Genomic DNA, 7166 nt, shown 5'->3' on the forward strand with positions numbered 1-7166 from the left:
ATCAAAGATAAATAACCAACCAAAATCTAAACCCAAACGTCCTAAATAAGATTCTAATTGTTCAATTCCATCAGCTTGCGGATCGCGTTTTTTATCCCGCCATACTTTTAATTCAATCCCTAAAGTTACATCTTTATACTGTAAACATAAATCCATTCTGTCGCTACCAATGGCATATTCCCTTTCTAAAACTCCCCCACCATTAATCACACGATGTAAAAAAGCCATTAATACAATATGCGGTGCGATTTCATGATAGCCAGTGCTACCTAATAACGGTTCTCCGTGCTGTCGCCAAAACTTGAGAAATGCTGTTAATAAAGCATCTAGATTTAACTCCCCTTCCGGTGTTAACCAAGTCGGTGCAATCATGGGTAAAGATGCCATTGGTGTGACTGTTAAAACTCTGGGTAACACTTCCCGATAAATGGGATTAGCAATAGTTAAACCTCCGTAGGGGTGCATTTTACATAATCCTAAATCAATGACAAATTGAATATCATCATTAGGTATATTTCCTAATTCTAAACCTGCTAACATTGGTTCAATAATGGCTTTAATTCTTGGTTCTCTTAACCTTTCCGCTAAACTATCTAAGTGAGTATCCTGACGAGCAATTAATATTTCTTTGGCTGTTAAAATGTGTTCTTTAGTAATATTAATACTTCTATCTTTCACCATTTTTTCGACAATTTCTTTAGCTAAAGCATTGACTAGCCAAGGTTGTCCTTGAGTTAAATAAAATGCTGTTTCTATTGCTTCTGGTGTGAAAATTTGTCCAGTTGCTGCTGTATGTTGTTGATATAATTCTTCTACTTCTGCAAGATTAAAATTTCGCATAGTCAGAGAAGCAACTTTTATATTAAAAGGACTAGAAGTATTTAATCTGTCACTACCTCCCGATGCTACTTTATAATCTCGCACATCTCGTAAACCAATTAATCCTACAGATGAGGGAAAATTTTCAGGACGATTAGGAAAACCATCTCTTAACTGTCGCAAAACTGATATTAATGTTTGGTCTTGTAAAGAGTCAATTTCATCTATAAATAATACTATGGGACGATTGATATCTTTTGCCCAATCTGATAAAAAAGCCTTGATTCTGCTTCCTGCTTCTTCCTGTTGCCATTCTTTTACAGGTGGTTGCAATTCTTTAGGTAAGCGGATATTTATTGTATTATACCATGCCCCTAAAATTGCCAATTCTGCGGCAGTAGGATCATGATTAAATGCACTTCCTACTTCCACTGATACCATGACTGCGGCATAATTTCCTGTAGCAGTAAGTTGTTTTGCTAGGGCTAACATTGCGGTGGTTTTCCCCGTTTGTCGTGGTGCGTGTAGGACAAAATAACTACGTTGTTGAATTAGCTCCTCTAAATCTGGTAATCGTACTGTGGGAGAGAGCATATAGTGGATATCGTTGGAACAGGGACCGGCAATATTAAACCAGCGAGTCATAGAATTTTATTATTTAGTGGACATTTTAATTTTAGATGATTTTGGTGGGGTTTGTAATGGCGGGAAGGAAGAGGTGATGCTCGGCCATACTTTGTTATGCTTGATTATGATCAATTATTGTTATATAGAGGAATCCTAGGCTGATTTTACGTTTGCTAATGGGTAGTGATACTAAATCTGGTTATTAAAAGTGGCATTTAATATACAAGACTTTGATTGTTGATAGCTTACTGGTATAATACTGGAGCGCACTGGTAGGGTTAACTTCCAGTACCATCGTTACCGAAACCCGATCGAACGATGGTGACAGGAGATCAGTTAATGATCAAAATTGAAAATTTAAGCTAATTGTCAAAAATTATGGCCGCTGAAATTATTTGTGTAGGAACGGAATTATTATTAGGGGATATAGTTAATACTAATGCCCAATATTTAGCCCTAGAATTGGCAAAATTAGGCATTCCCCATTATTATCAAACGGTGGTGGGGGATAATGTGGAAAGACTGAAAAAAGCGATCGCTATTGCCCGAGAACGTTCCTCAATTTTAATTTTTACCGGGGGACTGGGACCTACTCCCGACGATTTAACCACAGAAACAATCGCCGATTTTTTCCAAACGCCCCTTAGAGAAGATAAAGAGATTTTAGCAGAAATCGAGGCTAAATTTACGAGTTTAGGGCGAGAAATGCCTCCTAGTAACAGTAAACAGGCTTTAATACCCGTGGGAGCCGATTTTTTGCCAAATCCGACCGGAACCGCCCCCGGCATGATCTGGCAACCAGAGACTAACATAACTATTCTCACTTTCCCCGGAGTACCCTCAGAAATGAAGAGAATGTGGGTAGAAACGGCCATTCCTTACCTAAAAAGTCAAGGATGGGGCAAAGAGAGGATTTATAGTCGTTCTCTGAAATTTCGCGGTATCGGTGAGTCAGCTTTAGCGGAAAAAGTAGCCCATTTATTCGCTCTGACTAATCCCACCGTTGCCCCCTATGCTGGTTTAGGCGAAGTGCGTTTGCGAATTGCGACGAAAGCCCCTTCTTTACAGGCTGCTTTGCAGGTAATTGAACCGGTAGCGACGGAAATTAAGGAAATCGCCGGATTAGATTATTTTGGGGCCGATGATGATACTTTACCCTCGGTAGTGGGGGAACTGTTGCGGCGACAAAAACAAACTTTGAGTGTGGCAGAATCCTGTACCGGAGGGGGATTAGGGGAAATTATCACCCAAATCGCCGGCAGTTCCGATTATTTTTGGGGTGGGGTTATTTCCTACGATAATCGGGTAAAAGTTGCCCTCTTAGACGTAAATGAGCAGGATTTAAATAATGTCGGGGCTGTCAGTGCCATTGTTGCCCAACAGATGGCCCTAGGAGTGCAAAAACGCCTCGCTACCGATTGGGGGATCAGTATCACGGGTATTGCTGGACCAGGAGGAGGCAGTGAGACAAAACCCGTGGGCCTAGTTTATATCGGTTTAGCCAGTCCTGACGGAAAAGTGACTGTATCAGAGCATCGTTTCGGAGAAAATCGAGATCGCTTGACTATTCGCCAGATTAGTGCTTATACCGCCCTCGATCGCCTACGACGGAACTTATTAACAATATCTTAAAAAAGAATTACCAAGAATATATACTCAGACTAAAAAGTTATGTTAAGCTTAATATAAGTACAAGATATAGATTCCCCCGTTCGTCAGATTGAACAGCCAAACGATAAAAATTAGTTAAAATTCTCTAGAATCAAGCTTCTGCGTGGCTGTTGCGGGGATCAATCGACGAAAACTCATAGCTAGTATCTCAAAGGAGCCATTTGGTCAATGGACTATTTAGATGAAGTGATAGACAAGTTGAGAGAATGGGCGCGCAAACTGATCGAGAGTGTTTTTGGCCCGGAACCCGAACCCGAACCCGAACTAATCCCGATCCCCGTGCGCGATCACAGTCGATAAAGCCACCAGTAAAACAGAATATTGCGATAATATCAGTGCAAACTTACTATGAGTCTGCACTTGATTTTTGAGTGAAGCCAAGCCTAGCTTAATTTGGTGACAATTTGATTGTTTAGTAACAATTCTTGACTGAGTAAATCTTCCACATTAATCCTCAGAAAGCACTGATCATCAATCCAGAACTGCACTTTAATGCGATCTTTACCCCGAAAACCTAAAGGATCGAGTTTAGCGATTGATCGGGCCCCCTCGCGATCATTTAAAGGTTGGACGCTAGTTTCTCCATTACCGAGGGAACGAGTGATTAATTTATCACCATCAAAATAGACCTCCATTGCCCCACTTTCTGTGCCTAATTCGCCGATAATTAACTCAATGCTGGGTTGATTGTCCACGGAAGCACCTAGGACTAATTCCACGGGTTTTTCCATAGGATAGGGTTGTCCGGAGTTAATAATTGGATGCCAAGCGTGGGCATTTTTGCGACGATTCCAGTAACGAATGCCGTAGCTATGATAGAGAAAATCTTTGACTTGATAACCTTGGGCTAATTGTAACGCTCCTAAAGCGATCGCTTCAAAGGGTCGATCCTCTTTAATTTTACTACTATCAAAATACTGTCGCACCCAATCTTTTACCGCCGGAATTTGTACAGTTCCCCCAACTAATAACACCGCATCGATGTCGCTAACTTCAATTCCATTGCGTCTTCCCTGTTGCAAAACTCCCGTCATTAAATCATCTAATTGATTAAAAAAGTTTTGTTGTTGGAGAATATCGGTCAATTGTTCTCGATCTAAGCTTAACTCGTAACTCTCGAAATTTTCCTGATCAAAATATACCTCCTCGGCGGTTAATTGGGAAGAAAGTTTAATTTTTAATCTTTCTGCTAGACGAGTAGTCAAGGAAGTTTTCGCTAAAGATTGCTTTTGGGCAAAATAATCGACAATCCAATCATCGATATCTGACCCCCCTAAATTTATCCCTGCCTTGGCTAAAACCCTCGCTAGTTTAGTTTTTTGGGCGGAATTATTGCCTAAAATTTTTTCTCCCCACTTGAGAATAAAACCTTGATTTTTTTGAGGATTATCTAAATCTAATTGTACCAAAGAAAGATCGAGGGTGCCACCGCCAAAATCTACCACTAAAATCACCTGATCACCCGTGCTTCCATAACCCAAAGCGGCGGCCGTGGGTTCATCAATTAGTCGAATTTGTTCGATTTCCCATCCCTGACAAACATTGCTTAACCAATTGCGGTAACTTTCAAAACTATCGACGGGAACGGTTAAAACTAGAGATTGGGGGGTTTCTGGGGTGGTGTTTTTTAAGTTGTCGATGATGCTATCGAGAAACCATTGACCAACTCCCTCGAAACTGAGGACAGTTTCCTCTAATTCCGGTAAAAATCCTTGAATTTTTGCGCCGATACCTCGTTTAAAGCAACGAAAAAAACGCGGATCTCGATCAACATCTAAACCCCGATCGCGCACTGCTTGACCGGCAATTACTTGCAGGGGATTGGCTGATTTAATATAGAGTAAACTGGGAATTAGGGGGGGATTGTCGGCTATTTGTTGGGATAACTCCGATAATTTCACGGTTTCGGCCCTATTTGTCGCCCCATTCCAACGAGTAATGACGGTATTACTGGTTCCGAAATCAATAGCGTAGAACACGATCGATGGTTTTTAGGTAAATTTAGTTAATTATTCGCTATTATAACCTGTTATTTATTGAACCCGCCCGATCGAGGTGGAAGCTTCCCCAAAAAATCGGGAATTTGGTCAGCGCAAGCTCAAGAAGTCTGAGCAAAAACTTGACAAATAATCTTTAATAGTATATATAAGTTCCACCTGATCAAAGGACTATGTTAGCAGTCACCACCTCACCCGAAACCCTCTCCTTAGAAATTCCTAGGGCGATCGCTCTTTCTATCACCCTTGAACAGTTTGAAGCCCTTGCTGCGGTCAACCGTGACTTAAAATTAGAACGTACAGCCCAAGGAGAATTAATCGTGAATCCCCCGACAGGTGGCGAATCAGGACAACGAAATTTTCGTATAACAGGACAATTGTTTCGCTGGTGCGAAGAAAATGAAGCTTTAGGAGTCGGGTTTGACTCTTCCACTGGATTTATACTACCAAATGGGGCGATTCGTTCTCCCGATCTATCTTGGATGAGTCGAGAACGCTGGGAATCTTTAACCCCTAAGCAGAAAAAGGGATTTATTCCCCTCTGTCCCGATTTTGTGGTGGAATTACGCTCTGAATCGGATAGTCTTGACAAATTACAGAAAAAACTGCTCGAATATAGGGAAAATGGGGCAAGGTTAGGCTGGTTAATCGATCCCCAGAATCGGCAAGTTGAAATTTATCGTCAAGGAAAGGAGGTAGAAATATTAGAAAATCCCACTGATTTGTCGGGTGAAGATGTTTTACCCAATTTTAGGTTAAATTTAAAGCTCTGATGTTTTCGGGAGTAATCCTGCGATATTAGACTTCTGGCAGAAGTCAGGCAAGAGGCAACAGGCAAGAGGCAACAGTGGTAAGAATCGCCGATTGCTCTATCATATTTCTAGGTCATCATCAAATGAGCATCGAAAAGTCTTTAGTCTCGTCAGGTAAAAGTCTTTATCAAGAAGATTTCTACGGATGGTTACAAGAAACCGCTAATTTACTCAAAGAACATCGTTTTGAAAAATTAGACCTGGAAAATTTGATCGAAGAAATTGAAACGATGGGAAGGAGTGAAAAACGAGAACTAGAAAGTCGCTTAACCGTCATTGCCGAACATCTGCTTAAATTGACTTACTGGCTAACTGAAAAGGAAGCAAATGCTCAAGGGTGGCGCAGCACAGTTGTTGAACAACGCCGACAAGTTCAACGCTTATTAAAAGAGAGTCCAAGTCTGAGAAGATTGATTCCTGAAATCTGGATAGATTGTTACCAAGCAGCCAGAGAAGATACTTTCAGAAAGTATCAACTTGCTGCTGATTTATTCCCGATTGAATCACCCTTCACCCTTGCAGAAATCCTTGATTATGACTATCTTCCTTAGAACTAAAGTTTGGTATTTTATCGATGAAGACAATGCCCAACAAAGCCAAGCGTTAAACGGCAATCACTACCTCTGATTTACCAAATCAAAGTAAGATTTAAACTAAATTCTGGCAGAATACTTTCCCCCGATAAACTTTCTGGATCGGTTAAAATTTCTACTGCCTGTCCTTGACGATAAATTTCCACTTCTCTAGTTTTTCTATTGATTAACCAACCTAAACGAGTCCCATTATCTAAATATTCCTGCATTTTTTTTCTAGCGGTTTCTAGGCTATCACTAGGAGACATTAATTCAATGACAAAATCGGGAGATAGAGGTAAAAATTTTTCCTTTTGTTGCGGGGTTAAAGCTTGCCATTTTTCTAAAGGTATCCAAGCAGCATCGGGAGAGCGATCGGCCCCATTCGGTAGTTTAAACCCCGTGGAGGAATCAAAAACTACACCTAATTTATGTAGGTTATTCCATAACCATAATTGGGCAGTGATTCCAGCGTTAGAATTACCAGTTTCTCCTCCAGTTGGTGGCATAATAATTAAATCTCCTTTTGCGCTGCGTTCCAAACGTAAATCTCGGTTATCCTGACAAAGTTGAAAAAACTGTTCATCGCTCAGTTGCCAAGATTCAAATTTAATTTCTACTACTGTCATCATAGATTCTCTTTTATAGGATTATAGAATTACCAAATA

6 protein-coding genes are annotated in these 7166 nt (G+C 40.6%); 3 read left to right on the forward strand and 3 right to left on the reverse strand.

The genetic code is table 11. From position 1 onward, the window contains the following. Positions 1-1464 (reverse strand): AAA-like domain-containing protein (locus IM496_RS18535; protein WP_287662887.1); only part of this gene is annotated, 1464 nt, incomplete at its 3' end. Positions 1465-1824: 360 nt separating this feature from the next. Here IM496_RS18535 and IM496_RS18540 point away from each other — a divergent pair. Next, positions 1825-3078: a competence/damage-inducible protein A gene (locus IM496_RS18540; RefSeq protein ID WP_002793358.1), complete on the forward strand. Its 1254-nt coding sequence runs from the start codon at positions 1825-1827 to the stop codon at positions 3076-3078. 422 nt (positions 3079-3500) lie between these two features. Here the strand turns inward: IM496_RS18540 and IM496_RS18545 are convergent, their stop codons facing one another. Further along, complete coding sequence (locus IM496_RS18545; protein ID WP_287662888.1) at positions 3501-5096, reverse strand: Hsp70 family protein; 1596 nt, start codon at positions 5094-5096, stop codon at positions 3501-3503. A gap of 191 nt (positions 5097-5287) precedes the next feature. Between IM496_RS18545 and IM496_RS18550 the strand changes: the two genes are divergently transcribed. Both IM496_RS18550 and IM496_RS18555 read left to right on the forward strand, forming a co-directional pair. After that, complete coding sequence (locus IM496_RS18550) at positions 5288-5887, forward strand: Uma2 family endonuclease (RefSeq protein ID WP_194016136.1); 600 nt, start codon at positions 5288-5290, stop codon at positions 5885-5887. 122 nt (positions 5888-6009) lie between these two features. Further along, positions 6010-6477, forward strand: a complete 468-nt coding sequence (locus IM496_RS18555) for a DUF29 domain-containing protein (protein ID WP_194016134.1) — start codon at positions 6010-6012, stop codon at positions 6475-6477. 77 nt (positions 6478-6554) lie between these two features. Here the strand turns inward: IM496_RS18555 and IM496_RS18560 are convergent, their stop codons facing one another. Next, a complete protein-coding gene (locus tag IM496_RS18560) occupies positions 6555-7130 on the reverse strand; it encodes a Uma2 family endonuclease (RefSeq protein ID WP_287662889.1) in 576 nt (191 codons plus the stop codon). Positions 7131-7166: the final 36 nt, after the last annotated feature.

This window comes from Microcystis sp. M049S2 (assembly GCF_020245625.1).
GTDB lineage: Bacteria > Cyanobacteriota > Cyanobacteriia > Cyanobacteriales > Microcystaceae > Microcystis > Microcystis ichthyoblabe_A.

What these genes read in the sequence shown, in the direction of transcription:
- IM496_RS18540 (WP_002793358.1), top strand. Translation starts at nt 1,825, where the DNA reads ATGGCCGCTGAAATTATTTGTGTAGGAACGGAATTATTATTAGGGGAT.
- IM496_RS18555 (WP_194016134.1), top strand. Translation starts at nt 6,010, where the DNA reads ATGAGCATCGAAAAGTCTTTAGTCTCGTCAGGTAAAAGTCTTTATCAA.
- IM496_RS18560 (WP_287662889.1), bottom strand. Translation starts at nt 7,130, where the DNA reads ATGATGACAGTAGTAGAAATTAAATTTGAATCTTGGCAACTGAGCGAT.
- IM496_RS18550 (WP_194016136.1), top strand. Translation starts at nt 5,288, where the DNA reads ATGTTAGCAGTCACCACCTCACCCGAAACCCTCTCCTTAGAAATTCCT.